At 63.8% G+C, this 22361-nt stretch carries 21 protein-coding genes and 1 pseudogene; 14 read left to right on the top strand and 8 right to left on the bottom strand.

The window, feature by feature from the left end; all coding sequences use genetic code 11:
• Positions 1–119 precede the first annotated feature (119 nt).
• The 3 genes from treZ to glgX all read left to right on the top strand — a co-directional run bounded on the left by treZ (position 120) and on the right by glgX (position 6252).
• Positions 120–1856 carry a malto-oligosyltrehalose trehalohydrolase gene (treZ, locus tag LGQ03_RS16080; protein WP_226749226.1) on the top strand — a complete coding sequence of 579 codons (1737 nt, stop codon included), beginning with the start codon at positions 120–122 and terminating at the stop codon, positions 1854–1856.
• Positions 1853–4081 (top strand): malto-oligosyltrehalose synthase, encoded by a 2229-nt coding sequence (gene treY / locus LGQ03_RS16075; RefSeq protein ID WP_226749225.1) that lies wholly within the window; start codon positions 1853–1855, stop codon positions 4079–4081. Before treZ ends, treY begins: the two co-directional genes overlap by 4 nt.
• A gap of 110 nt (positions 4082–4191) precedes the next feature.
• Positions 4192–6252 (top strand): glycogen debranching protein GlgX, encoded by a 2061-nt coding sequence (gene glgX, locus LGQ03_RS16070; RefSeq protein ID WP_226749224.1) that lies wholly within the window; start codon positions 4192–4194, stop codon positions 6250–6252.
• On the opposite strand, the gene LGQ03_RS16065 is transcribed toward glgX, so the two are convergent.
• On the bottom strand, positions 6249–6560 hold the full coding sequence (locus tag LGQ03_RS16065; protein ID WP_056037791.1) for a polyhydroxyalkanoic acid system family protein: 312 nt from the start codon (positions 6558–6560) through the stop codon (positions 6249–6251). The genes glgX and LGQ03_RS16065 overlap by 4 nt on opposite strands.
• Positions 6561–6672: 112 nt before the next feature.
• On the opposite strand from LGQ03_RS16065, the gene LGQ03_RS16060 reads away from it, so the two are divergent.
• Positions 6673–7410 carry an SDR family oxidoreductase gene (locus LGQ03_RS16060; RefSeq protein WP_264195067.1) on the top strand — a complete coding sequence of 246 codons (738 nt, stop codon included), beginning with the start codon at positions 6673–6675 and terminating at the stop codon, positions 7408–7410.
• 18 nt (positions 7411–7428) lie between these two features.
• The gene (locus LGQ03_RS16055; protein ID WP_226749223.1) at positions 7429–8274 is read left to right on the top strand and encodes a fumarylacetoacetate hydrolase family protein; all 846 of its coding nucleotides are present in this window, start codon (positions 7429–7431) and stop codon (positions 8272–8274) included.
• A 47-nt stretch (positions 8275–8321) separates the two neighbouring features.
• Here LGQ03_RS16055 and LGQ03_RS16050 read toward each other — a convergent pair whose 3' ends face one another.
• Entirely contained in the window at positions 8322–10118 is a 1797-nt protein-coding gene (locus tag LGQ03_RS16050) for an IlvD/Edd family dehydratase (RefSeq protein WP_226749222.1), read from the bottom strand.
• 142 nt (positions 10119–10260) lie between these two features.
• Here LGQ03_RS16050 and LGQ03_RS16045 point away from each other — a divergent pair.
• A pseudogene (locus LGQ03_RS16045) lies at positions 10261–10383 on the top strand (IS481 family transposase); the annotation flags it as partial.
• Here the strand turns inward: LGQ03_RS16045 and LGQ03_RS16040 are convergent.
• A complete protein-coding gene (locus LGQ03_RS16040) occupies positions 10342–11196 on the bottom strand; it encodes a class II fructose-bisphosphate aldolase (protein ID WP_226749221.1) in 855 nt (284 codons plus the stop codon). The pseudogene LGQ03_RS16045 and the gene LGQ03_RS16040 overlap by 42 nt on opposite strands.
• Positions 11193–12035 carry a 5-deoxy-glucuronate isomerase gene (locus LGQ03_RS16035; RefSeq protein WP_226749220.1) on the bottom strand — a complete coding sequence of 281 codons (843 nt, stop codon included), beginning with the start codon at positions 12033–12035 and terminating at the stop codon, positions 11193–11195. The genes LGQ03_RS16040 and LGQ03_RS16035 overlap by 4 nt, the downstream gene beginning before the upstream one ends.
• Positions 12036–12144: 109 nt before the next feature.
• Here LGQ03_RS16035 and LGQ03_RS16030 point away from each other — a divergent pair, with 109 nt between their 5' ends.
• The 5 genes from LGQ03_RS16030 to LGQ03_RS16010 are packed head-to-tail and all read left to right on the top strand — an operon-like array spanning position 12145 to position 16704.
• On the top strand, positions 12145–13248 hold the full coding sequence (locus LGQ03_RS16030) for a Gfo/Idh/MocA family protein (RefSeq protein ID WP_226749219.1): 1104 nt from the start codon (positions 12145–12147) through the stop codon (positions 13246–13248).
• 9 nt (positions 13249–13257) lie between these two features.
• On the top strand, positions 13258–14166 hold the full coding sequence (locus tag LGQ03_RS16025) for a TIM barrel protein (protein WP_226749218.1): 909 nt from the start codon (positions 13258–13260) through the stop codon (positions 14164–14166).
• Complete coding sequence (locus LGQ03_RS16020; RefSeq protein ID WP_226749217.1) at positions 14163–15323, top strand: Gfo/Idh/MocA family protein; 1161 nt, start codon at positions 14163–14165, stop codon at positions 15321–15323. The genes LGQ03_RS16025 and LGQ03_RS16020 overlap by 4 nt, the downstream gene beginning before the upstream one ends.
• Positions 15324–15328: 5 nt before the next feature.
• Positions 15329–16492 (top strand): phytanoyl-CoA dioxygenase family protein, encoded by a 1164-nt coding sequence (locus LGQ03_RS16015; RefSeq protein ID WP_226749216.1) that lies wholly within the window; start codon positions 15329–15331, stop codon positions 16490–16492.
• Positions 16483–16704: a hypothetical protein gene (locus tag LGQ03_RS16010; RefSeq protein WP_226749215.1), complete on the top strand. Its 222-nt coding sequence runs from the start codon at positions 16483–16485 to the stop codon at positions 16702–16704. Before LGQ03_RS16015 ends, LGQ03_RS16010 begins: the two co-directional genes overlap by 10 nt.
• Here the strand turns inward: LGQ03_RS16010 and LGQ03_RS16005 are convergent.
• Positions 16697–17485: a glutaredoxin family protein gene (locus LGQ03_RS16005; RefSeq protein WP_226749214.1), complete on the bottom strand. Its 789-nt coding sequence runs from the start codon at positions 17483–17485 to the stop codon at positions 16697–16699. The genes LGQ03_RS16010 and LGQ03_RS16005 overlap by 8 nt on opposite strands.
• 124 nt (positions 17486–17609) lie before the next feature.
• Here LGQ03_RS16005 and LGQ03_RS16000 point away from each other — a divergent pair, with 124 nt between their 5' ends.
• From LGQ03_RS16000 to LGQ03_RS15990, 3 genes are all read left to right on the top strand, one after another.
• Complete coding sequence (locus LGQ03_RS16000) at positions 17610–17882, top strand: metal-sensitive transcriptional regulator (protein WP_226749213.1); 273 nt, start codon at positions 17610–17612, stop codon at positions 17880–17882.
• Between the two features lie 373 nt (positions 17883–18255).
• On the top strand, positions 18256–18606 hold the full coding sequence (locus tag LGQ03_RS15995; protein WP_090161171.1) for an MbcA/ParS/Xre antitoxin family protein: 351 nt from the start codon (positions 18256–18258) through the stop codon (positions 18604–18606).
• Positions 18606–19118 (top strand): RES family NAD+ phosphorylase, encoded by a 513-nt coding sequence (locus tag LGQ03_RS15990; RefSeq protein ID WP_226749212.1) that lies wholly within the window; start codon positions 18606–18608, stop codon positions 19116–19118. Before LGQ03_RS15995 ends, LGQ03_RS15990 begins: the two co-directional genes overlap by 1 nt.
• Before the next feature lie 19 nt (positions 19119–19137).
• Here the strand turns inward: LGQ03_RS15990 and arsJ are convergent, their stop codons facing one another.
• From arsJ to LGQ03_RS15975, 3 genes are read right to left on the bottom strand one after another with little or no spacing between them, the layout of a single operon-like run.
• The gene (gene arsJ, locus LGQ03_RS15985) at positions 19138–20394 is read right to left on the bottom strand and encodes an organoarsenical effux MFS transporter ArsJ (RefSeq protein WP_226749211.1); all 1257 of its coding nucleotides are present in this window, start codon (positions 20392–20394) and stop codon (positions 19138–19140) included.
• Complete coding sequence (locus LGQ03_RS15980) at positions 20391–21389, bottom strand: ArsJ-associated glyceraldehyde-3-phosphate dehydrogenase (protein ID WP_226749210.1); 999 nt, start codon at positions 21387–21389, stop codon at positions 20391–20393. Before LGQ03_RS15980 ends, arsJ begins: the two co-directional genes overlap by 4 nt.
• On the bottom strand, positions 21386–22222 hold the full coding sequence (locus tag LGQ03_RS15975; protein WP_226749209.1) for an arsenate reductase/protein-tyrosine-phosphatase family protein: 837 nt from the start codon (positions 22220–22222) through the stop codon (positions 21386–21388). Before LGQ03_RS15975 ends, LGQ03_RS15980 begins: the two co-directional genes overlap by 4 nt.
• Positions 22223–22361: the final 139 nt, after the last annotated feature.

The following is a 22361-nucleotide window of genomic DNA, read 5'->3' as shown; positions in this document are numbered from 1 at the left end:
AAATAAGGGCGATTGCCAATTGGCAATCGCGCAACGCCGCGCCCCCTGCCCCGATGAAACGTCGTCATGCGCATCATGCTGAATGGACAAGCGTTGCTGCTTGGGTCACGGTTGTTCGAATGAAGCCTCGTGATCAATTGACCGACCTTGCGCACCTCTGGGGTGCACGACCCGCAACCGATACGGATTGGGATTTCGCGATCTGGTCCCCGGACCGCGACAGCCTTGACCTGATGCTGAACGGGGTCACCCACCCCATGACGCGGGACGCAGACGGTGTGTTTCGCGCCCGATTGCCTGCCCGCGCCGGTGACAGCTATGGCTACATGCTGGATGGCCAGCCGGTCCCGGATCCCGCGTCGCGCAGGCAGGCCGGTGGCGTGCATGATCTGTCGATGCTGACACGACCGCCGCAGGCCCCATCGCCCTGGGTCGGGCGTGACTGGCCCGAGGCGGTGATCTGCGAAATCCACATCGGCACATTCACCGACGCCGGAACGTTTCAGGCCGCGGCGGAAAAACTGGGTGACCTCGCAGCCGTCGGGATCAACACGGTCGAGGTCATGCCCATCGCCCAGTTCGGCGGCAACCAAGGCTGGGGCTATGACGGTGTGCTGCCCAACGCGGTGCATCCCGCCTATGGCACGCCTCAGGATTTCGCCAACTTTGTCGCTGTCGCGCATGATCTGGGGATCAGCGTCATTCTGGATGTGGTCTATAATCACTTTGGCCCTGACGGCGCCTATATCCATGCGCTGACGCCTGCGTTTTTCGACCACGGGCGCAGCACGCCCTGGGGGCCGGCAGTTGATTTTACCCAAGACCCGGTGCGGACATTCTTTTTCCAGAACGCGGCCATGTGTGTGAACGATTTCGGTGTCGACGGGTTCCGGTTCGACGCGGTGCATCAACTGGTCGACCCAAGCCCCGAGCCGTTCTTTCACGCCTTGACCGGCGGTTTGCGGGCGATGGATGCGGGCCGGCCTCTGCATCTGATTGCCGAGGATGAACGCAACCTGACGACCGACCGCGACGCCGGTCGCATCGACGCCCAGTGGAACGACGATTTTCACCACGCGGTCCACTGCCTGCTGACCGGCGAGAGCGAGGGGTATTATCGCAATTATGCCGCCGACCCGATGGCCGATCTGACACGCGCCCTGGCCGAAGGTCAGGTCGAACAGGGCCAGCCCCGCGTCGGGGCCTCGCGGGGGGCGCCGTCAGGGCATCTGCCGGCCAGCGCCTTTGTGAATGCCAACCAGACCCACGACCAGATCGGGAACCGCGCGTTGGGCGACCGGCTGATCACGCTGGCGGGTGCCGAGGCAATGCGCATAGCGCATGCCCTGCTGCTGACAGCACCCTATGTGCCGATGCTGTTTCAGGGCGAAGAAATCGGGTCGCGTACCCCGTTCCCGTTCTTTTGCGATTTCACCGGTGATCTGGCTGATGCCGTGCGTAACGGTCGCAAGGCAGAATTCGCTGATTTCGACGGGTTCAAGGGCGATCTGCCGGACCCCTTGGCCGAGGCGACCCGCGACATGGCCCGCCCCTATGCGCATCCGCCAGAGGATGCGGGTGAGTGGTCGCGCCTGACGGCGCGTTTGCTGGGCTGGCGGGCGACGCAGGTGATGCCACTGGTCCGCACTGGCGGCGCGCAACCCGCGCGCGTCAGGACAACAGGAACCAGTTCCGCCGTCGCGAGTTGGGGCTACAATGGGGGACATCTCTACGTGGCATTTCATTTCGACCGTTTGCCGGACACGCCACATCTGTGGCCTGACACCGACGCGCGGCTGACGGTGGGTGCGCCGGACAAACCCTTTGGCTTTTGCACATGGACGACACCCGCATGATTCCAGTCACATCGACCTACCGCCTGCAATTGCGCGAAGATGTGACATTCGATGCGGCCACCGGCTTTTTGCCGCATCTGGCAGCGCTGGGGATCAGCCATCTGTATCTCTCGCCGATCTTTGCCGCGCAGGCGGGGTCGACCCACGGGTATGATGTGATCGATGCCAATGTGATCGACCCAGTTCTGGGGGGCGAGGCGGGGTTCGAGAGGCTGGCGGCGGCCGCAGCATCGCACGGTATCGGCATCATCATCGACATCGTGCCCAATCACATGGCGTTTTCGTTGCAGACACCCTGGCTGCGCGATGTGTTGCGTCATGGTCAGGACAGCGCCTATGCCCGCCATTTTGACATCAACTGGTCGGACAAGCTGGTCCTGCCGTTTCTGACGGAATCCTTTGCCGATGCGCTGTCGAGTGGCCAAGTCGGCATTGGTCAGGCCGAGGACGGGCCGGTGATGACGGTGGGCGATGGTCTGGCCATTCCGATCGCGCCGGGCAAGGTGACGGCTGATCTGGATGCCTTGCACGCCGCACAGGCCTGGCGTCTGACCCGCTGGGAACGCGAACGCGACAGCATCACGCATCGGCGGTTTTTCAACGTGACGGGTCTGATCGGGATGCGGGTCGAGGACGAACAGGTGTTCGACGACATGCACGCAAAGACGTTCGATCTGATCGACCGCGGGTTGGTGCAGGGGCTGCGTCTGGACCACATCGACGGGCTGGCCGATCCGGGCGGTTATCTCAGGCGGTTGCAGGCGCGGGTCGGGAATTGTCCGATCTGGGTCGAAAAGATCCTGACCGGGGACGAGGTGCTGCCGGACTGGGGGCTGGCGGGCACCACGGGCTATGAGGCGGCGCGCAAGCTGGCGCAGGTGCTGACCGACTCACAGGGCCACGCACGTATCGTCAGTGACTGGCGCGCCGCAACAGGCAAGATGGGGTCGTTTCACGACGCGATCCAGACCGCCAAGCACGAGGTGCTGCGGCAGGAACTGGCCGCCGAAATGCTGGACCTGATCGATCTGGGGCATCGTGCCACGCAGGCGGATGCGCGCGAACAGGGCGGCGAGGCGCTGCGCGAGGCGGTGATCGCGCTTTTGATCGCATTTCCCCGATATAGACCCTATTTTTGTCAGACCTTTCAGCGTCCAGAGGACCTGGCGCTGATGGACAAGGTCACGACCGAGGCTGCGGCAGACCTGCGCAACGGGGCGGTTGTGCAGCAGTTGGCAGGGTTCATCACGGCCCCCGGCACCGACGCTGCCCGCGCGTTCCAGGTGCGGTTCCAGCAGGTCACGGGCGCATTGCTGGCCAAATCGCACGAGGACACCGCCGGGTTCCGCTGGAACGCCTATCTGGCGGCAAACGAGGTTGGTGCCGATCCCGATGCAGCCACGATCACGGCGAATGGCATGCAGGACTGGTTGGCCACACGGCAGGGCAGCGCATTGACCCTGACCTCCAGCCACGACACCAAACGTTCAGAGGACGCGCGGATGCGGCTGGTGGCGATCAGTCATCTGCCGGATGATTTTGCGGCACTGGTGGACCGGGTCGCGGGGCTGGACGGGGCAGGGGTGGCCTGCGCGAATGACCGCTGGTACCTGACACAGGTGGCCCTTGCGATCTGGGGCGAGGATGATCTCGACCAGCGGCTGCACGACCACGTGGTCAAGGCTCTGCGCGAGGGCAAGACCATCACGAATTGGATCTATCCCGACACCGAGGCCGAAAATCGCGTCCTGTCGCTGATCCCGAAACTGACGGCCGATTGGGCGGCGGCGCGGCCTGCGGCACTGATGCGGCTGATCGCGCGGGGCGAGGTGCTGTCACTGATTCAGACGGCATTGAAACTGACCATGCCCGGTGTGCCCGACATTTACCGTGGCTGCGAGGGGCCGCATTTCGCGCTGACCGATCCCGACAACCGTCTGCCGGTCGATCTGGATGCACTGATGGCTCTGACCGAGGCATCGGGGTTCGCCGGGCAAAAGGCGCGGCTGACCCATGCCATGCTGCGCGCCCGGCGGGACGATCCGGCGTTCTGGGATGGGGCCGCCGTGCAGTTTGCCGCAACCGGGGCGGGGTTCGTGCTGACGCGGGTCGGGGAAGGGGGCCGCGTGACAGTCACCTGCGATCCGAACGGTGCCGATCTGGGGGCAGGAACGCTGATGAAAGAGGCATTGCCCGGTCTGCGCGTCGATTTTTCACCAGAATGATCTGAAACAACCGGTTGCGGTTGGATTGTCGCAGGCGCATGGGCCACTATCTAGGCGACACAGCCAAGCGCGATCTCAGGGCATAGACTGCCCGCTATTGGACAAAACCGATGACACAGCACAGCAGCGCCATTGCGGCGTTTGACCGGTCCCTTGCGCGTCCCGATGCGTTGGGGGCGGACCCTCACAGCGGCGGGACGAATTTCGCGCTGTTTTCCGGCAATGCGACAGCTGTCGAGCTGTGCCTGTTCGACGAAAGCGGTCAGCATGAAACCGCCCGGCTGGAACTGCCCGAAATGGAAGGCGGCATCTATTACGGGTTCTTGCCGGGCATCGGGGCAGGGCAGCGTTATGGCTACCGCGTGCATGGTCCCTATGCGCCGCATGAGGGGCATCGGTTCAACGCAAACAAGCTGCTGCTGGACCCCTATGCCAAGGCGCTGATGGGCAACATCGTCTGGGACGATGCGCTGTTCGGCTACACCATCGGCGAGGATGACCTGAGTTTCGATTCACGTGATTCAGCCGCGTTCATGCCAAAGGGCGTGGTGGTCGAGAACCAGTTCGAATGGTCGGCCAAGGAAACGCTGAACCACAGATTCAAGGACACCGTGATATATGAGGCGCACGTCAAGGGATTGACGATGCGCCACCCCGGCATCGCACAGGCGGACCGGGGCACCTTTGTCGCGCTGTCAGCCGACCCGATTCTGGAGCATCTGACGAAAATCGGCGTCGCCGCGATCGAACTGATGCCGATCCATGCCTTTGCCCAGGATCGGCACCTGCTGGAAAAGGGGCTGTCGAATTACTGGGGCTACAACACGCTGTCGTTTTTCGCCCCGCATCAGGCCTACCTCAAGGGCTATGACATCGCCGAGGTGAAACGCGCCATCGACCGGTTCCATCAGGCGGGCATCGAGGTGATCCTGGACGTGGTGTACAACCACACCGCCGAAGGCAGCGAACTGGGGCCAACGCTGTCGTTCCGCGGCATCGACAATGCCAGCTATTATCTGGGTTCCGATGATCCACGCTATGCCTTTGACACGACCGGCACCGGCAACACGGTGAACGTGGCGCACCCGATGGTGTTGCGTATGGTATTGGATTCATTGCGCTATTGGGTAGAGGTGATGCATGTGGATGGATTCCGGTTCGACCTGGCCAGCACCTTGGGCCGTGAAATCACCGGGTTTGAACGCGAAGGCGCGTTTTTCGCCGCGATCCGGCAGGACCCGACGCTGAGCCGTGTCAAACTGATTGCCGAACCCTGGGATATCGGTGATGGCGGTTATCAGGTCGGCGGGTTTCCCTGGCCGTTTCGCGAATGGAACGACAAGGCCCGCGACGACATCCGGGCCTATTGGCGTGGTGACGACAGCCTGGTGCCCCGGATCAGCGAGCGGCTGTCGGGATCGCCCGTGCAGTTCGACCATGACATGCGGCCTGCGACATCCTCGATCAACTTTGTCGCGGCGCACGACGGGTTCACCCTGTGGGACACGGTCAGCTACAACGACAAGCATAACGCGGCGAATGGCGAGGATGGCCGCGACGGCCACGACCACAACATTTCCGACAACATGGGTGCAGAGGGACCGACCGACGATCCCGCGATCCTGGCTGCGCGCAGACGCCGTGTGCGCGCCATGCTGACCACGCTGGCGGTGTCGCAGGGCGTGCCGATGATTCTGGCCGGGGACGAGATGGGCCAGACCCAACAGGGCAACAACAACGCCTATTGTCAGGATAACGAACTGACCTGGATCGACTGGGAAAATGCGGATGCAACGCTGATTGACGCGACCGCGCGCGCCTTTGCCTGGCGGCGGGCGCTGGACGGTTTCGTCGATCCGAAATTCGGGACTTCCGATCCCAGCAGCGGCAAGCGGACGTTGTGGTATCACCCCGAAGGCCGCGAGATGGCAGAGGACGATTGGTCCGACGGCGGGCTGCGCGCCTTTGCCAAGCGGATCATGGGGCTGGATCATGGTGACGTGTTCATCATCCTCAACGCAGGCGAGGACGTGACCTTTGCCCTGCCAGAGGGCGCATGGACCAAACAGCTGGACAGCAACGACGACATCGTACCCGCGCAGGTGTCGGGCGATATCGTCGTCAATCAACAGACCGTCGTGGTGCTGACCCGTGACGGTGCGGTGGCCTAGGCGGGTTTCGCCAGCATCCGGGTAACGCTGTCCTGCACCATGTCGCGGATCTGGGTCTGCATCATCGCCAGCATCAGCGGTACCTTGACCTGACCGCTGACGGCGCTGTCGGACAGGACGGAATCCACCGTGATGGTCTGACCCATCGCCTTGATCGACAGGATCATGCCGTCATCGCCCACGCGTTCGGCCTGCACGTCGCCGCCGCCGGGAATGGCCTTTTCCAGCTTGGGAATACCGGCAAGCAGGCGTGCGGCCGCGTCTTCCTTGGGCAATGCGTGGGGGACGTTGAAATCGACAGAGGGCATGGGCGATCCTTTCATGGGTGCCGTAGGATCTAGCGTGATTGGCGGGCCGCGTCACGGGTGCTGGACAGGTGACGATGCGTCGGACAGTCTGCACCGGGATGGAGGGACGATCATGGGACGATTGGACGGCAAACGCGTGCTGGTCACGGCGGCGGGGCAGGGCATCGGGCGTGCCTCTGCCATTGCGATGGCGGCCGAAGGGGCCACCGTTTTCGCCAGTGACGTGAATCCTGGCCTGTTGGCGGACCTGGACGGGATCACGGCCCTGGCGCTGGATGTGCGCGATGATGCATCCGTCAGGGCGGGTGTGGCACAGGCCCGGCCCGATGTGTTGTTCAACTGCGCGGGCATCGTCCCGCACGGGTCGGTCTTGACGGCGACCGATGACGACTGGGCCGCAACCTTTGATCTGAACGTGACGTCGATGTTTCGCACGATTCGCGCGGCGCTGCCGGGGATGCTGGACCGGGGTGCAGGCAGCATTGTGAACATGTCGTCGGCCTGTTCGTCGATCATCGGCGCACCTGATCGGTTCATCTATGGCACGACCAAGGCGGCGGTAATCGGGCTGACGAAATCGGTTGCGGTCGATTACATCACCCGCGGAGTCCGTTGCAACTGCATCTGTCCGGGCACCGTTGACAGCCCCAGCTGGCAGGACCGCGTCACGGCGCTGGGGGCGGAACTGGGCAGTCGTGACGCGGCGCTGGACCGTTTCGTCCAGCGTCAGCCGATGGGCCGGGTGGCGACGGCGCAGGAAATCGCGGCCCTTGTGGTCTATCTTGCGAGCGACGAAAGTGCGTTCACCACCGGGCAACCGCATGTCATCGACGGCGGCTGGTCGGGTTGATCGCAAGGGAGGACAGGCGTGAAACTGGTGAGATACGGCGCGGAAGGTGCGGAAAAACCCGGCATGATGGTGGGCGATACGCTGCATGATCTGTCCGGTGTCGTGGATGACATCGCGGGGGACGTGCTGTCGGACGCTGGGTTGGCCCGGCTGCGCGCGCTGGCCCCCTCCGATTTGCCGGTGGTGGCGGGCAACCCGCGTCTGGGGCCATGTGTGGGGTCCATCGGCAAGATGCTGTGCATCGGGTTGAACTATTCCGATCACGCCGCCGAGGCCGGCATGCCGATCCCCGAACATCCCATTTTGTTCATGAAGGCGACATCGGCCATCGTGGGGCCAAATGATGACGTGATGATCCCGCGCGGGTCCACGAACACCGACTGGGAGGTCGAGCTGGGCGTGGTCATCGGCACCCGGGCGAAACACGTCAGTGCCGCACAGGCGCTAGACCATGTCGCGGGCTATTGCATCGTCAACGACGTGTCGGAACGGCATTATCAGACCGGGCTGACGGGACAGTGGACCAAGGGCAAGAGTTGCGACACCTTTGGCCCGACGGGTCCGTGGCTGGTCACGCGCGACGCGGTGCCGGACCCGCAGGCGCTGGACATGTGGTTGGATGTGAACGGTGAACGGCGGCAAACCGGATCGACCGCCACGATGATTTTCACCGTGGCCCAGATCATCGAACATCTGTCCGGGCTGATGACCCTGCACCCCGGTGACGTGATTTCCACCGGCACACCGCCGGGCGTGGGCATGGGGATGAAACCGCATCCCGTCTATCTGCAGGCCGGTGACGTGATGGAACTGGGGATCGCGGGACTGGGCAAACAGCGGCAGGCGCTGGTGCAGGAGGACTGACAGGGCAGGGGGCGCGGCAGGTCAGTCGCGCCCCCTCCTTGGTCGGGTCAGTGGCTGTCGCGCGGCAACCCCATGCGGGCGATGTCGCGGTGATCGGTCGTGCCGCGCAGGGTCATGCCCTCTGACAGCGGTTCGACCAGATCGCGGAAGATGTCCTGCCACGGCGACTGGCTGGCAGGGATCGGATAGCCGCCTTTTGCGATCAGCGCGTCGCGCCGGGCGGTCAGTTCATCTTCTGGCACCAGGATATTGGCCGAGAAGGTGTTTAGGTCGATGCGGATGCGGTCGCCGGTTTGCAGCAGCGCCAAGCCGCCGTTGTCTGCCGCCTCGGGCGAGGCGTTCAGGATCGAGGGACTGCCAGACGTGCCGGACTGGCGTCCGTCACCGATGCAGGGCAGGGCGTGGATGCCCTGTTTTATCAGGTAATTGGGTGGGCGCATGTTCACGACCTCGGCCGCACCGGGATAGCCCTTGGGCCCGGCACCGCGCATCACGAGGATGCAGTCGCGGTCGATGTTTTCTGCCGGATCGTCGACACGGTGGTGAAAATCCTCTGGTCCGTCGAACACCACGGCGCGGCCCTCGAACGCATTGGGGTCATCCGGGTTTTCCAGATAGGCGGCACGGAATGCGGCACCGATCACGGATGTTTTCATGATCGCGCTGTCAAACAGGTTGCCCGACAGGTTGATGAACCCGGCACTGGCCATCAGCGGCAGGCTGGCGGGATGGATCACGTCGTCGTTCACGGTCCGGCGCAGACCGCAGTTGTCCTGCATGGTCCGGCCATTGACCGTCAACGCGTCCGGATGCGGCAGCATGTCGGCGGCGATCAGTTCGCCGATCACGGCAGGCACGCCGCCTGCGCGGTGATAATCTTCGCCCAGGTATGTGCCAGAGGGTTGCAGGTTCACCAGCAGCGGCACGCGGTGGCCGACCTGTTGCCAGTCGTCGTTGGTCAGGGTGATGCCCAGATGTTTTGCAATCGCATTCAGGTGGATCGGCGCGTTGGTCGATCCGCCGATGGCGGAATTCACGACAATCGCGTTTTCGAATGCGGCGCGCGTCATGACGTCGGTGGGGCGCAGGTCGTCCCAGACCATGTCCACGATCCGCAGGCCGGTTTCATAGCTGATCTGCCCGCGTTCGCGGTAGGGCGCGGGGATCGCCGCGGCACCGGGCAGTTGCATCCCCAGAGCCTCGGCCAGTGAATTCATCGTGGTCGCGGTGCCCATCGTGTTGCAATAGCCCACCGAAGGGGCAGAGGCTGCGGCCATGTCCATGAACTGATCGTCGTTGATTTCGCCGGCGGCCAGCATTTCGCGGGCCTTCCAGATGACGGTGCCGGACCCCGCGCGTTCGCCCTCGTGCCAGCCGTTCAGCATCGGGCCGACCGACAGCGCGATAGCGGGGATATTGACGGTGGCGGCGGCCATCAGCAGGGCAGGGGTCGTCTTGTCACAGCCGATGGTCAGCACCACGCCGTCGATGGGATAACCGTAAAGCGCCTCGACCAGACCGAGGTAGGCCAGGTTGCGGTCCAGACTGGCGGTGGGTCGTTTGCCGGTTTCCTGGATCGGATGCACCGGAATTTCGATCGGCACGCCACCGGCGGCGATGATGCCGTCGCGCACCCGTTTGGCCAGTTCGATATGGTGGCGGTTGCACGGCGACAGGTCGCTGCCGGTCTGGGCGATCCCGATGATCGGCTTGCCGCCCTGCAATTCCGCCCGTGTCATGCCGTAGTTGAGATAGCGTTCCAGATAGAGCGCGGTCATCTCCGGGTTGTCAGGATTGTTGAACCATTGCGCAGAGCGGAGGTCCTTTGGGGCGATCTTTGGCACGGGTGGTGTCCTTTGAATTCGGTTCGCGTGTTTTGAACATATCGAAACGCCGCTTTCCAGTGGCAGATGAAACCCGGCGGTCGCGCAGGCACGGTCATCGCCCACCCATTATGCGGTGCAAGACCGCCGGAGCAGCCGCGCACGCAGGCGAAAGACCCCGAGCGGCCTCACCCCCTACGAATACATCTGCAAAATCTGGACCTCAGAGCCAGATCGTTTCATTCTAAATCCCATCCAACACGTGCCGGGACTGAACACCCAGTGACGCGATGATCCGGCGGGCGGCGGCGCAGAGCGAGGCCTCGGTCGCGGACAGGATGTCGATGCGGTCGAAAATCTGGTCGTCGTCGACCAAGGTCTGCCGCAAGGCAGCACCGAATGTCATGCGCAGCTCTGTCCCAATGTTGAACTTGCAGATGTTGGACCCCCGCGCCAATGCGCTGCGCTGCACCGGCGGCACGCCCGACCCGCCGTGGATCACCAGCGGCACATCGGTCAGCGCCGCGATCTCGTGGATGCGCGCCTCGTCCAGCGCGGCCCCGGCCCCCTGTTGCAAATGCACGTTGCCGACTGAGACAGCCAGCGCGTCCACGCCCGTGTCGCGGGCGAATGTCGCGGCCTCTGCCGGGTCGGTGCCGATGGATGCCGCGCCCGCGTCATAGCCCACGAAACCGATCTCGCCTTCGCAGGACACGCCTGCCGCCTGCGCGATCCGCACGACCTGCGCAGTCTGTGCGATGTTGTCCGCCAGCGGAAGGCGCGATCCGTCGAACATCACCGAGGTGAACCCAAGGTCGATGGCGGCCCGGCATTCATCCAGCGAATGGGCGTGATCCAGATGGATGACGACCGGCACGCTGGCCGCATCGGCCAGATGCCGCATCATCCCGGCCAGAACGGGCAGGGGGGTATGCGCGCGACAGCCCGGCCCGGCCTGCAGGATCACGGGCGCGCGTTCAGCCTCGGCGGCGGTCACATAGGCGCGCATGTCTTCCCAGCCCTGACAGACCAGCCCTGCGATGGCATAGCCGCCCGCGCGGGCCGGGATCAGTACATCTGACAGCGTGGCAAGGGTCATTTGAATTTCGCGATCATGTCCTTGATGCCGGGGATGGTTTCGATCTGGTCGGCATGGCTGGGCTGGAAATACTGCACCAGCGGCCGCTGGCTGAGACCGCCGAGGATGGTAAAATAATACATCTCGTAGCCGGGCAGCACGGCGCAGGGATGATAGCCCCGGTCGATGCAGATCGTGGACCCATCGACGATGTGATAGGCGTCGCCCGGTTTGCCGTCCTCGCGTTGCAGCATTTGCAGGCCGGACCCGTGGTTGGGGCGGAACCGGAAATTATAGGTTTCGTCGTGGCGGGTTTCCTGCGGCAGACGGTCGGTGTCATGTTTGTGACTTGGAAAACCGGACCAGCCGCCCTGACCCACGGTATAAAGCTCGCTTACCAATAGGCGGCCCACCCGGTCGGCCTGTCTCTGGCCCAGGATATGCTTGATCTTGCGGTGGGTTTTCGTGTCGTCGCTGCCGTATTGCACAAGGTCGATCTGGTCGCGGCGCACATCGAAGGGGTCCAGCACCTTGTCGTATTTGGCGCCCGCAACGAATGTTTCTGTCGCGTCCGATGTGCAGGTGATCGTGACCTTGGCCCCCGACGGGATATAGGCGCCCTCCGGCTCTCCGTCCCAGACATCGGTGCCGCGTCCGCCCAGCCCGTCAAAGGCCACACCCTCGACCGCGACATCGACCGTGCCGGTGGCGGGCACGATACAGGTTTCGTAGCCGGGCACGCGGTAGTCGAAACTTTGCCCGCGGGTCAATTTGACGATGTTAAAATAGTTCAGCGGCACCGTGTCGTCGTCGATATCGACGATCGGGCGGTTGCTGTTGTCATAGGGGGCGATGTGCATGGGCGGTCCTTTTGTCGGCGCGTTGCACCCGGCTTGTCTGGGCGCAGATGGCAGGCTACTGATTTCGGGGGCGCGCGCAACGGTGCCCACACGAAGGGGAGGTCGTGACATGCGCGAGATCGGCATCGGGATCATCGGTGGCGGCTATATGGGCAAGGCCCACGCGGTGGCCATGTCCGTCGTGGGGGCCGTGTTCGGAACCGCCCTGCGTCCCCGGTTGGAAATGATCGCCGCATCTTCGCCGGACAGTGCGGCGCGCTATGCCCGTGATTTCGGTTTCGCACGCGCCGCCCCCGACTGGCAGACGCTGATTGCCGATCCTGCGGTCGAGGCCGTCATCATCGCCACCCCGCCGGATACGCATCACGCGATGGCACAGGCGGCCTTTGCCGCGGGCAAGCCTGTGTTCTGCGAAAAACCGTTGGCCGATACGCTGGAAAACAGCCGCGCCATGGTCGCCTTGGCCGAGGCATCCGGTGTCGCCCATATGGTCGGGTTCAACTATATCCGCACCCCCGCCAGCCAGTTCGCGCGGCAACTGCTGGCCGATGGGGAAATCGGGCGCGTCACATGGTTTCGCGGCGAACACACCGAGGATTTTCTGGCCGACCCGGATGCGCCGCACAACTGGCGCTGTGACGGGATGGCCAATGGCAACATGGGCGATCTGGCCCCGCATCCGGTTAATGCGGCCTTGGCACTAATGGGGCCCATCACCAGCGTCATGGCCGAGGTCGAAACGCTGCACACCGACCGTCCCGGCGGGCGCGTGACCAACGACGACCACGCCCAGATCATGTGCCGGTTCGCCAGCGGCGTGCTGGGCCACATCTATTCCAGCCGCACCGCCACGGGCCGCAAGATGGGCTATGCCTATGAAATTCATGGCACGCGCGGCGCGATCCGGTTCGACCAAGAGGACCAGAACGCCCTGTGGCTGTACAAGGCCGAAGGCCCCGAGGCGACACGCGGTTTTCGCAAGATCCTGACCGGCCCCGCGCATCCCGATTACGCGCCGTTCTGTCAGGGGCCCGGCCACGGCACAGGCTACCAGGACCAGATCATCATCGAGGCCAAGGATTTCCTGACCGCGATTCATGAACGCAAGTCCGTATTCCCTACCTTTCGCGACGGGCTTGCCGTGGCGCAGGTGATCGACGCGGCACTGACCTCGGCGCGGGAACGGCGCTGGGTCGATGTGCCCCAGACCTGAGGACCGACCATGACGATACGTATTGGCAATGCGCCCTGTTCCTGGGGTGTGGAATTCGCGGATGATCCGCGCAACCCCCATTGGCGCGATGTGCTGCGTGATTGCGCGGCGGCGGGATATGGCGGGATCGAACTGGGGCCCGTGGGCTATATGCCAGAGGACCCCGCGATGCTGCGTGATGCGCTGGATGAACATGCGCTGGACCTGATCGGCGGGGTGGTGTTCCGTCCGTTTCACGACCCTGCGGCCTGGGATGACGTCATGGACGGGGCGGTGCGGACCTGCCGCGCCTTGCAGGCGCATGGGGCCGAACATCTGGTGATCATCGATTCCATCTCGCCGCGCCGTGCGCCGACTGCGGGCCGCGCGGCCGAGGCGGAACAGATGGATGCCGCCGAATGGCAGGCGTTCCGCGACCGGATCATGACCGTCGCGCGCATGGCCGCCGATGACTATGGCCTGACGCCGGAACTGCATCCCCATGCGGGCGGGTTTCTGGATTTCGAGACCGAGGTCGAGCGCATCCTGTTGGAAACTGATCCTGCACAGCTGAAACTGTGCCTTGATACCGGGCATTGCACATATGCCGGGTTCGATCCGCTGGCGTTCATGCAGCGGCATATCGACCGGCTGACCTATGTGCATTTCAAGACGACGGACCCCGTGGTCAAGGCGGATGTGATCGCCAAGCGCACCGGGTTCTACGATGCCTGCGGGCAGGGCATTTTCTGCAACCTGTCGGATGGAGAGGTCGATTTCAAAGCGGTGCGCGCCCTGCTGCTGGATGCGGGCTATGCGGGATGGTGCACGGTCGAACAGGACTGCGACCCGACGCTGGATGTGTCGCCCGTGGCGGATGCGCGGGCCAACCGTGATTATCTGGCCGGGATCGGCTTTGACGAGGGGATTGTGACATGACGAAACTGAGATGGGGCATGATCGGCGGTGGCGAAGGCAGCCAGATCGGGCCGGCGCACCGGCTGGGCGCAGGGCTGGACGGTGCGTTTGAGTTCACCGCCGCCGCACTGGATCACCGCCCCGACGCGGGCCGCGCCTATGGTCAGACGCTGGGTCTGGCCGCCGACCGGTCCTATGGCGACTGGCAAGAGATGCTGGCGGGCGAGCGTGGGCGCCACGACCGTATCGACCTTGTGACGGTGGCCACGCCAAACGCCACCCATTTCGAAATCACCAAGGCCTATCTGGAGGCAGGGTTTCACGTTCTTTGCGAAAAGCCGATGACGATGACCGTCGAAGAGGGCGAAGAGATCGTCAGGATTGCCCGGACCACCGGGCAGATCTGTGCGGTGAATTATGGCTACAGCGGGTATTCACTGGTGCGCCACATGCGGGCGATGGTGGCGCGTGGCGATCTGGGTGCGATCCGTCTGGTCAAGGCAGAGTTCGCCCATGGTCACCACGCCGATGCCGCCGACGCTGACAATCCGCGTGTGCGCTGGCGTTATGATCCCGCACAGGCAGGGGTGTCGGCGCAATTTGCCGATTGCGGCATTCACGCGCTGCACATGGCGTCATTCGTCATCGGGCAAGAAGTGGAAAAACTGTCCGCCGACACCGTGTCCTGCATCCCCAGCCGCGTGCTGGAGGACGATGCAATGGTGAACATGCGCTTTGACGGCGGGGCTGTCGGGCGGTTGTGGACATCCTCGGTCGCGCTGGGACGCCAGCACGGTCTGACCTTGCAGGTCTTTGGTGAAAAGGGCGGATTGCGGTGGTCGCAGGAACAGCCCAACCAGTTGTTCTGGATGCCGCTCGGCGGGCGATTGCAGACCATCGAACGTGGCGAGGCGAAGCTGTCGCCAGAGGCCGACCGCACCAGCCGCGTCACGATCGGTCATGCCGAGGGGATGCCGCTGGCCTTTGCCAATATCTACCTCGATCTGGCTGCCGCGATCCGCGCCCATGCCGCGGGTCATCCTGTCGATCCCGCTGCCGATCTATATCCGCGCGCCGAGGATGGCTTGCGGTCCATGGCCGCCGTTTTCGCCGTGGCCGCCAGCGGGCGTGACGATGGCCGGTGGGTGGATGCGCGACCACCGATGTTCCGGGGGTAAGCGACATGACGCAGGACAGGACAGCAGGCTACTTCGACGCCGACGCAGGCGATCCAGAAACGTTGCGCGCGTTGATCGGGCGGCGGCTTGATCATGCGGATGTGCCCCATGCCGCGACGGTGACGCAACAGGTGCCAATCTACGACATGCACGCCCTGGCCCCGGCGCTGGCCGACCAGGACGCGCGGCGGGCATTGATGGCGGAATGGGCCTGGGTGCTGCGGGAATCCGCAGGGGTGATCGTTCTGCGCGGCAGCTATGGCGACACCGGCGTCATCGACCGGGCGACGGATGTGTTCAACGCCATCATCGCGGCAGAGGCGGCGCAGGGCGCGGGAAAGGGCGACCATTTCGCGGCATCGGGTGCCAATGACCGCATCTGGAACGCCTTGCAGAAACTGTGCCTGCGCGATCCCGCCTGTTTTGCCGGGTATTTTGCCAACGACGCCATTGCCGCTGTTTGCGAGGCCTGGCTGGGCCCGGCCTATCAGATGACCGCCCAGGTCAATCAGGTGCGCCCCGGTGGCAAGGCGCAGCAGGCGCACCGCGATTATCACCTGGGGTTCCAATCCGCTGCAGGGGCCGCGCGTTATCCCGTACACGCCCATGATCTGACCGCTGCGCTGACGCTGCAGGGTGGCATCGCGCATTGCGACATGCCCATTGAAAGCGGGCCTACGAAACTGCTGCCGTTCTCGCAGCTCTATCCGCCGGGCTACGTTGCGTTTCACGATCCCGCCCACCGCGCGCTGTTCGAGGATCACTGCATCCAGCTGCCGCTGGCCAAGGGCGACGTGATCTTTTTCAATCCCGCGCTGTTTCATGCGGCGGGCGAAAATCGCAGCGCCGACATCGCGCGGATGGTGATGCTGTTGCAGGTGTCCTCTGCCTTTGGTCGCGCCATGGAAAGCGTTGACCGCGCGGCGATGGTCCGTGCGCTCTATCCTGTGTTGTCGGGGTCCGCGATGACGGCGGCGCAGGTCGCTGCGGTGATCGCGGCCAGCGCAGAAGGCTATGCCTTTCCGACGAACCTCGACACGGACCCGCCGCTGGACGGCAACGCCCCGGTATCGCAGGCTGACATCCTGCGTCGCGCCCTGACCGAAAACTGGCCCGGCGACCGGCTGGACGCCGCGCTGACAGAAATGGACAACCGCCGATGCCCCTGAGTGACCTGATCAACGTGCGCGCGCCGTTCTTTGCGCCGCGGTCCCGCAGGCTGGTGGTCTGCATGGTGCTGTGGGGCTGGGCGCTGTTTGAGCTGCTGCTGGGCACGCCGCTGTGGACGATGATCGCCTGCGCCGCGGCGGGCTGGTGTACCTACGAATTTTTCGTAGTCTTTGACCCGGACAATTACCGCGACAAGGATGACCTTAGCTAAGGGCCAGCACGATCATGACGATTGCCATGCCCATCATCATCAGGTTTTCGGTCAGGCTGACGAACCCCAGCGGCACGTTGGAATTGCCGCCCACGCAGGCGCATTTCAGCTCTCGCTTGTCGATATAGACCGCCTTGAACACGCTGATGGCACCGACGGTTGAAATGAACAGCGCGGCAGGTGCTGCAAACGGGGTCAGCAGCATCCCCGTCATCAACACGCCCGCGCCGGTTTCGACCCAAGGGTAGACATAGGCATAGGGCACCCATTTGCGCGCCAGCAGGTCATAGTTCAGGAACATGGTGGAAAAGCTTTCGATGTCGCGCAGCTTTTGCATGCCCAGCAGAATCATCGAAACCGAGATGAACCAGCCCAACGTCTGCCATGTGATCGCCCCCAGAAAGCCGATCGACAAGGCCAGTGCCGTCGCGGCTGCCACTGCGAACAGATAGATCACCGGGCGATAGGTCGTGGCCTTTGGATCGTGGTCGGTCAAGGCCACGCGCAGATCGCTGTAACCCCCGATCCGTGTGCCGTCGATCCAGACCTGCGGGGTGGTCGGCACGTCGAACGTTTCCTTGAACGCATCGACCTCGGGGCGGGTGCGGAACAGGCGGTCGTCGATGTCATATCCCTTGGACTGCAACAGCCAGCGCGCCTTTTGCCCGGACGGACACAGGTGGTCGGGCAGGGCCATGCGATACAGAACGGCCGTTTTTCCGGTGGCCGCCGTGGCGGGGTCTGTCGTCACGTCGGACACGTTGCGGGTTTGGATCGACATCGTCTGCCTCCTGACAGGGGTGGTCATGTCGCATGTCGCGCCATGACGTTTTCAGGTGACCTATATACCCTATAGGGGTATATGACCAGAGGGTCACCGGACCCCAAGGAACAGGAGTGACCGGATGAAAGCCAACAAGCAGAAAACCCTCGACCGGCTGTCCCGCGTCGAAGGTCAGGTGCGCGGCGTGGCCCGCATGGTCGAAGAGGACCGATATTGCATGGACGTGCTGGCGCAGACCGCCGCGATCCGGTCAGCGCTGCTGGGTGTCGAACGGCTGGTTCTGGAAAACCACGCCGCCCATTGCGTCGAAACCGCGATCCGAAGCGGCGATCCGACCGAACAGCGCGCCAAGTTCGACGAGTTGATCGGCCTGCTGCAAAAGGCGTCCCGGTGACACGCATCGCCGCGTAACCAACATTATGTCATATAGCGATTGGTTCAGGGCAGTCTGCATGCGTGCGCTGCCAGCTTGTCCGGCGCACCATCGCTGCGCCCCGGTACGCTGGCAACAGAGCGGTCCCAGCCTCTGGCGCCGCTGGGATGCCTGTGGAAACCGGCAGTTGGTTCAGGAATGCAAGACGCGCCTTGGAGTTTTTCGCCAAGATCGCCGCGGTTGAGGGCGACGCACCGGCCCACATCCGACGACCGGATCACGCCAGTCAGTTGCGCCCTTTTGATCGGGGTCTTGCTTGTAGGTTGCGTCCGGGCTACTTGAAATTCGGTAATAGTGACGCCATATAGCGTCATATAAGCTGTTGGAACCCGTCATGCACATCACCCATTTTGCAGAAGCTGGACAATTCGAACCACGCAAGATCGCGGCTGTCCTGCGCACGTCATCCGAGGAAATCGCCCTAACGGTCGGTCTGGGCAAGGATGCCTTGCAGCGGCGTGCCCGCATTGGTTCGGACAAGACACAGCGCCGCCTGCGCGAACTGGTCGAGGTGCTGAACAAGGTTTCGCCACGCTTTGGATCGGAACTGATCGCCTATGCGTGGTATCGGTCCGAACCCCTGCCCGGCTTTGACGGCAGGACCGCCATGCAGCTGGTCCAAGAAGGCAAGGCGCAGCAGGTTCTGGAATATATCGACGCGGTCGATGCCGGTGTCTTTGCCTGATGCGACTCAGGCACGGGCGCTATACCGGGCCGCTTTTTCGGGCCCTGAACCCGGTCTATGCGCGCACCCCCCTGTCGGGGCACGGTGCGGCCCTGTTCGGCGGGCGCTTCAACCCCAAGGGGACACCGGCGCTGTATACCGCGCTCGATCCCGCGACAGCGCTGCGCGAGGCCCATCAGGTCGGCAGTCTGCAGCCCACGATCCTGGTGTCCTACACCGCAGACCTTGGCCCGATTTTCGATACGGGTGATGAACTGGCACTGAAACGATACGGTGTTACGCCAGCGCTGCTTGCCGATGCCGCATGGCGCAGCAGAATGCTGGATCATCAGACGGTGCCGACACAGGATCTTGCGCGCAGACTATCGGCGGACGGTTTTAATGGTCTGCTTGTTCGCAGCTTTGCCAAGGGCGCGGCGGCATCGGACATGAACCTCGTGTTGTGGGCATGGACGGACGGTGCCGGGTCCCTGATCGTTGTGGATGACGAGGACCGGCTGTCACGCATGTGATCGGCAGCGCAGGGCTCCGTCAGGCGGGACGCAGACGCCCTGTGATCACCGCTGACAGCCCCACCATGACCGTGGCCACACCCAGCATCAACGACAGACCGCCCAGCTGATAGGTCAGTCCCGACAGCACCGTGCCCAGCAGCCTGCCCGCCGCATTCGCCATGTAATAGAACCCGACATCCATGGTCACACGCTCGGCCTTGGTAAAGGCGAGGATCAGATAGGAATGCAGCGCCGAATTGATGGCGAACACCCCGCCAAAGGCCAAAAGCCCTGCCACAAGCGTGACGGTCAGCCAGGTCTGCGGGCCGCCCGCCACCAGTGCGGCCACCGTCAGAACCGCAGGCACCACGGCCAATGTCCAGCCCCAGCCGCGCGCCGCAAGGGTCAGATCGCCTTCGCTGCGCTGTGCGGCGCGCAGCAGGCGCGGCGATGCAGCCTGCACCATGCCATAGAGGATCACCCAGACCGCCATGAAGCTGCCGATCATGAAAAAAGCGGCCCGGTTGCCGTCGGTCGTGCCATCCGAAAGGACCGCGTAGAAATAGATCGGGATGCCCACGACGAACCAGACGTCGCGCGCGCCGAACAGAAACACCCGCGCCGCCGACAGCCAGTTGACGTTGGCGGATTTGGAAAACACCTCGCTGAATTTGGTGCCGCGTCGTCCGCGCGGCAGGCCCGGCGGCATCGCGATCAGCACCGCGATCAGGATCACCGCCAGCACGGCAGCCATCCCCAGCACCGCCCCGGTGAAACCGATCGTGGCCAACATGCCCGCCCCGGCGAGAAAGCCCAGCCCCTTGACCGCGTTCTTGGACCCGGTCAGCAAGGCCACCCAGCGGAACAATCCGCCGTCCTGCGCGGGGGCCAGCAGCTTGACCGCGGATTTCGACGACATCTTGGCCAGGTCCTTGGCCACGCCGCTGGCCCCCTGCACCACCATGACATAGGCGACCGACAGGCCCACGGTCCAGGCAGGGTCCAGCTGTGTCAGCGCCAGCAGTGCCAGCACCTGAATGCCCAGACCCGCATAGAGGGTGGCGGTCAGGCCGAACCGCGCCGCGATCCAGCCCGCGCACAGGTTGGTCACCATGCCCGCGATTTCATACAGCACGAACAGATAGGCCAGCTGCACCGGGCTGAACCCCAGCGTATGGAAATGTAGCAGCACCAGCATCCGAAGCGCGCCATCGGTCAGCATGAACGCCCAATAGGCCGCCGTGACGGCGATATAGGCTGACAGCCCCTCGGGGCGCGTGTTTGTCACGGTCACACCGAATTCCCGACCATCAGGGCCACGTCAACCAACCGGTGCGCGTAACCCATTTCGTTGTCATACCAGGCGTAGATTTTGACCTGCGTGCCGTTGATCACCATGGTCGATGGGGCGTCCACGATCCCCGACCGGGTGTCGTTGGTGTAATCCGACGACACCAGCGGGCGTTCCTCGTATCCCAGTATGCCCTGCAATGGTCCCTGGGCGGCCGCCTGGAACAGGGCGTTGACCTCTGCTGCGGTGGTCGGGCGTTCCACCTCGAACACGCAATCGGTCAGGGATGCGTTCAGCAGCGGCACGCGGACCGCGTGACCGTTCAGACGGCCCGTCAGTTCGGGGTAGATCAGCGTGATCGCCGTCGCACTGCCCGTCGTCGTGGGGATAAGCGAATTGAGCGCAGACCGTGCGCGGCGCAGATCCTTGGCCGGGCGATCCACGATGGTCTGGGTGTTGGTCACGTCATGGATCGTGGTGATGGACCCATGTTTGATCCCCAGACTTTCATGCACAACCTTGACCACCGGGGCCAGGCAGTTGGTCGTGCAGCTGGCCGCCGTGACGATCCGGTGGCGGGCGGCATCATAGGTGTCATGGTTCACGCCATAGACGATATTGGCCGCGTCGCCGTCCTTGACCGGGGCCGAGACCACGACCTTTTTCACGCCGGCGGCGAAATAGGGGGCAAGGGCTGCCTCGGATTTGAACACGCCGGTGCAGTCGATCACCACATCCACCCCGTCCAGCGGCAGATCCGCGATGTTGCGCGCGCCCACAAAGGGCAGCCGCACGCCGTCGATGGTCACGCTGTCGGCGTCGTGGCTGAAATCCGCATCCCAGCGACCGTGGACCGAATCGAATTCCAGCAGATGCGCCTGCATCGCGGGATCGCCCACCGCGTCGTTGATCCATGCGATCCTTGCGCCGCGTGCCAGCAGCGGTTTCAGGGCCAGTTTCCCGATGCGGCCAAGGCCGTTGAGGGCATAGGTGGTCATGCGGCAAATCCTTTTTGTGCAGCAATGTCATCGACCGCCCGTTGCAGGGCGATCCGGTCCAGCGATGTGACCGGCAGCGCCGCAAAGGCCCTGATCCTGTGCAGCAACGCGCCATAGGTCTGGTGGAACGCCAGCGCGCGTTCCGCGTCCGTGCCTGTCACGGCGGCCGGATCGGGCAGACCCCAGTGGCCGCTGATCGGTTGCCCCTGCCAGGCGGGGCAATCCTCGTTCGCGGCCTGATCGCAGACGGTGAACACGAAATCGAAATCGGGTGCATCGGGGGTCTGAAACACGGTCACGCTCTTGGCCTCCAGCGTGGCGGTGTCGTGCCCCTTTTGCTGCAGCAGTGCGACGGCATCGGGGTTTAGCGCGGACCGTGGCCGGGTGCCTGCGGACCAGACGTCGAACCTGTCGCCTGCCACGGCCCGTAGGATGGTTTCGGCCATGATCGACCGCGCGGAATTGCCGGTGCACAGGAACAGCACCTTGAACTTGCGACCCGCAGCATCGGCAGCGGGCCTATCCATCGCCAGCGGCGTGCAGATGTCGGGCCGCCCCCGGCAGCAATCGTGCAGCAGGTAGTCGAATGTCTCGCGCGCGCTGTCCAGCCGGATGGCATAGCGCAGGGATGTCCCGGCGCGTTCCTGATCCACCAGTCCGGCCTGCATCAGCGCGCCGATATAAACGGACAACGTATTGGGTTTCAGCCCCAGCGCCCGCGCCAGTTCGCTGGCGGGCACATGATCGGGATAGCGGCGCATCAGCAGCCGAAACAGCGCAAGGCGTTGCGGATGGCCCAGGATGGACAGACGGTGTGCGATCATTGATTCCATATTTCACGAATTACGGAATTAGTATTCTATCGGCAAGTGTTTCCTGACCAGCAGAGCCAGAAAACGCGGCACCCCGCCCGTCACAGAACCGTTTCAAAACCGTAAAGAGCCTGAAACAAAACCGTCACGGTTCTGTCGT

It is taken from the genome of Loktanella gaetbuli (genome assembly GCF_020531945.1).
GTDB lineage: Bacteria > Pseudomonadota > Alphaproteobacteria > Rhodobacterales > Rhodobacteraceae > Loktanella > Loktanella gaetbuli.
The sequence above is the reverse complement of the archived record's forward strand: the minus strand, read 5'-3'. Positions and strand labels throughout refer to the sequence as shown.

What these genes read in the sequence shown, in the direction of transcription:
- LGQ03_RS16020 (WP_226749217.1), top strand. Translation starts at nt 14,163, where the DNA reads ATGACGAAACTGAGATGGGGCATGATCGGCGGTGGCGAAGGCAGCCAG.
- LGQ03_RS16010 (WP_226749215.1), top strand. Translation starts at nt 16,483, where the DNA reads ATGCCCCTGAGTGACCTGATCAACGTGCGCGCGCCGTTCTTTGCGCCG.
- LGQ03_RS15980 (WP_226749210.1), bottom strand. Translation starts at nt 21,389, where the DNA reads ATGACCACCTATGCCCTCAACGGCCTTGGCCGCATCGGGAAACTGGCC.
- LGQ03_RS16005 (WP_226749214.1), bottom strand. Translation starts at nt 17,485, where the DNA reads ATGTCGATCCAAACCCGCAACGTGTCCGACGTGACGACAGACCCCGCC.
- LGQ03_RS16030 (WP_226749219.1), top strand. Translation starts at nt 12,145, where the DNA reads ATGCGCGAGATCGGCATCGGGATCATCGGTGGCGGCTATATGGGCAAG.
- LGQ03_RS16060 (WP_264195067.1), top strand. Translation starts at nt 6,673, where the DNA reads ATGGGACGATTGGACGGCAAACGCGTGCTGGTCACGGCGGCGGGGCAG.
- LGQ03_RS16000 (WP_226749213.1), top strand. Translation starts at nt 17,610, where the DNA reads ATGAAAGCCAACAAGCAGAAAACCCTCGACCGGCTGTCCCGCGTCGAA.
- LGQ03_RS16065 (WP_056037791.1), bottom strand. Translation starts at nt 6,560, where the DNA reads ATGCCCTCTGTCGATTTCAACGTCCCCCACGCATTGCCCAAGGAAGAC.
- LGQ03_RS16015 (WP_226749216.1), top strand. Translation starts at nt 15,329, where the DNA reads ATGACGCAGGACAGGACAGCAGGCTACTTCGACGCCGACGCAGGCGAT.
- LGQ03_RS15990 (WP_226749212.1), top strand. Translation starts at nt 18,606, where the DNA reads ATGCGACTCAGGCACGGGCGCTATACCGGGCCGCTTTTTCGGGCCCTG.
- LGQ03_RS16040 (WP_226749221.1), bottom strand. Translation starts at nt 11,196, where the DNA reads ATGACCCTTGCCACGCTGTCAGATGTACTGATCCCGGCCCGCGCGGGC.
- glgX (WP_226749224.1), top strand. Translation starts at nt 4,192, where the DNA reads ATGACACAGCACAGCAGCGCCATTGCGGCGTTTGACCGGTCCCTTGCG.
- LGQ03_RS16025 (WP_226749218.1), top strand. Translation starts at nt 13,258, where the DNA reads ATGACGATACGTATTGGCAATGCGCCCTGTTCCTGGGGTGTGGAATTC.
- treZ (WP_226749226.1), top strand. Translation starts at nt 120, where the DNA reads ATGAAGCCTCGTGATCAATTGACCGACCTTGCGCACCTCTGGGGTGCA.
- LGQ03_RS16035 (WP_226749220.1), bottom strand. Translation starts at nt 12,035, where the DNA reads ATGCACATCGCCCCCTATGACAACAGCAACCGCCCGATCGTCGATATC.
- LGQ03_RS15995 (WP_090161171.1), top strand. Translation starts at nt 18,256, where the DNA reads ATGCACATCACCCATTTTGCAGAAGCTGGACAATTCGAACCACGCAAG.
- LGQ03_RS15975 (WP_226749209.1), bottom strand. Translation starts at nt 22,222, where the DNA reads ATGGAATCAATGATCGCACACCGTCTGTCCATCCTGGGCCATCCGCAA.
- treY (WP_226749225.1), top strand. Translation starts at nt 1,853, where the DNA reads ATGATTCCAGTCACATCGACCTACCGCCTGCAATTGCGCGAAGATGTG.